General features: G+C 46.3%; 3 protein-coding genes. All 3 read left to right on the forward strand.

From position 1 onward, the window contains the following. Nucleotides 1–152: 152 nt before the first annotated feature. The 3 genes from E0L29_RS11380 to E0L29_RS11770 all read left to right on the forward strand — a co-directional run bounded on the left by E0L29_RS11380 (nucleotide 153) and on the right by E0L29_RS11770 (nucleotide 1,666). Nucleotides 153–767 (forward strand): DUF5677 domain-containing protein, encoded by a 615-nt coding sequence (locus E0L29_RS11380; protein WP_131359200.1) that lies wholly within the window; start codon nucleotides 153–155, stop codon nucleotides 765–767. Between the two features lie 102 nt (nucleotides 768–869). Beyond that, complete coding sequence (locus E0L29_RS11385; protein ID WP_131359202.1) at nucleotides 870–1,430, forward strand: NYN domain-containing protein; 561 nt, start codon at nucleotides 870–872, stop codon at nucleotides 1,428–1,430. A gap of 26 nt (nucleotides 1,431–1,456) precedes the next feature. Beyond that, nucleotides 1,457–1,666, forward strand: a complete 210-nt coding sequence (locus tag E0L29_RS11770) for a tetratricopeptide repeat protein (RefSeq protein WP_347564604.1) — start codon at nucleotides 1,457–1,459, stop codon at nucleotides 1,664–1,666. The last annotated feature ends 468 nt before the right edge of the window (nucleotides 1,667–2,134 follow it).

A 2,134-nucleotide genomic window follows, 5' to 3' on the forward strand; every position in this document is an offset into this window, starting at 1 on the left:
CAAGAAGCTGCTGGTAATGAGAGATCAGGGATTCCATCACGAGACTGCGGGTTGGATTGGTGAGGCTTGAGACTACGTCAAGCTATCCATTTCCTCCCGCATTCCCACTAAATTTGACGAAGAGCCATTATTGTTAGATTTCAGGAAGCACGATGCCAAACGACTACGATACTCTTCGCTCCGAACTTCAGCGCATCAAGCAGCATGCTCCTGCAAGTGGTGCGGAGAAATTTTTCATGAGCGAAGCCCTGAGATTTAATTCCGTTGCCGGAACAGTCCTTCAAAGCTTTCCCGAAACTCAGCAGGATATCGACAGCAGAATAATTACGCACATCCTCGCGCGCTCATTATTTGAAAACTACTTCTGGCTCCTCTACATATTCGACGACCCAAGCACCGTCTCAAATAGATTCGATGAGCTTCTGAACGACTTCAAGAGTCAGTACAACAAGCTCTACAACGAACCGTTGCTTCCACACAAAGATAAACTGGAACTTCCTGACGCATCTTGGGCTTCATTGCCAAGACCCAAAGACATAAACAGCATGCTTGCGGCAATCAAGAATAACTACGGCGACAGGTGTAACTACCTATATTTTGTGTACCGGATCACCAGCTTCGATACTCACGGCAAAAGCCTGGAACCATTGTTTGATGAGAGCTTCAACAAGAATTGCAATTTCCCAGTTCTTGACCTACCTAAAGCCTTTGATCTCATCGCAAATCAGTATTTGGTTATTTGGCAAACAATCTGCCCTGCAAAATGAAATCTAACATGGCGCTCAACCTCGCTCCCTTCGGTCGCTGGACGCTGCGCGATAAAGCCGCGCAGCGCCGGTTAGCTCTACGTTATACAAATGGAGAAATAAATGGGAATAAACATTTTCTGGGATAATTCCAATATTTGGCTTGTGGGGAGAGGTCTCTGTGAGAAGAAAGAACCGCATGACGAACAAGCATTTCGAATTCACTTCGAACATTTATTTGATTTTGCAGCCAATAAAAGAGCTGTTGACTACGCCTTTCTTAGTGGTTCTGAACCACCTCGCAATGACGCTCTCTGGAAACGCTTTAGTGACCTTGGTGTTGTAGTAGAAAGGCAAGAGCGCGGAGCCTTGTCGGGCGGTGAAGTTGCCGTTGATGAATCGTTGCACTTGGCTATGGCCAATAGAATACTTGACTGTGACACACCAGAAACTCTTGTGCTTCTGACTGGGGACGGTAGTGGTTATGAAGACGGTGGCGGCTTTATTAAACAGCTAGAACGAGCAAAAAAACATGGTTGGAAAATTGAAGTCGTTAGTTGGGACGCAGGGTGCAATCGACACTTGAAATCTTTTGCAGAGAAGAATGGTGTTTATCGCTCTCTTGAACCTGCATACGAAGGAATTACGTTCATTAACGGTAAGCGGTGGGCAAAAAAAGTATAATATAGTGCTTCAACATCGCGCACTACGTGCGCCGGACAGTTTGCAAGTTGTGGTTTTGCTACGCAAAAGCATTCCACAAAACCACAACTTGCAAACTGCCGTTGAGCACGACAGAAGCCGAGCCGCTGTACCGCCGCGCTGTGCGGATATGTGAGCAGTCATTAGGAGCATCGCATCCGAATACGATCACGACGCAGAACAACCTGGAAGTGCTGCTTGAGAAAATGAAGGATTAGGGTGATAGGGAGAAGAAATCATAGGACATGATCATTCCCAGAATTCGCTATCCCATCCGTCTGGAGCACCAGAGGCACCAGTCTCATGCACTTCTTCTGTCTCCTGAAATGTGTTGTATAATATTAGTTATGTAAAGTTAATATATTAGTAGTCCCTCAAAACATAGGCCCAGCCTCGTCATCCAGACTATCCGCAGAGTCCGTATCTTAATCCGAAACGATATCGAGATGATTCCCGCGATGGTTCCTGTGATGAACACGTTTTCCGTTCACCTTTGCACTCGTCATTTACCACTCTCTCTTACATTGTCTTCGCGTATTTCGCTTGAATTACACTTGGCCATTTTGTACATTTTAGGCAACAAAACCCGTTAAGGCGATGCGCGCAAGCGTGCCCTCAAACTGGCGGGTTATTTTTTTATGCTGGATTATATGGCATCCCCCTTCACTGGCGGGGACCCTGACTTG

Source organism: Chlorobium sp. N1, from assembly GCF_004332115.1.
Lineage (GTDB): Bacteria > Bacteroidota > Chlorobiia > Chlorobiales > Chlorobiaceae > Chlorobium.

Coding starts and splice junctions, on each gene's coding strand:
- E0L29_RS11385 (WP_131359202.1), top strand. CDS start 870: ATGGGAATAAACATTTTCTGGGATAATTCCAATATTTGGCTTGTGGGG.
- E0L29_RS11380 (WP_131359200.1), top strand. CDS start 153: ATGCCAAACGACTACGATACTCTTCGCTCCGAACTTCAGCGCATCAAG.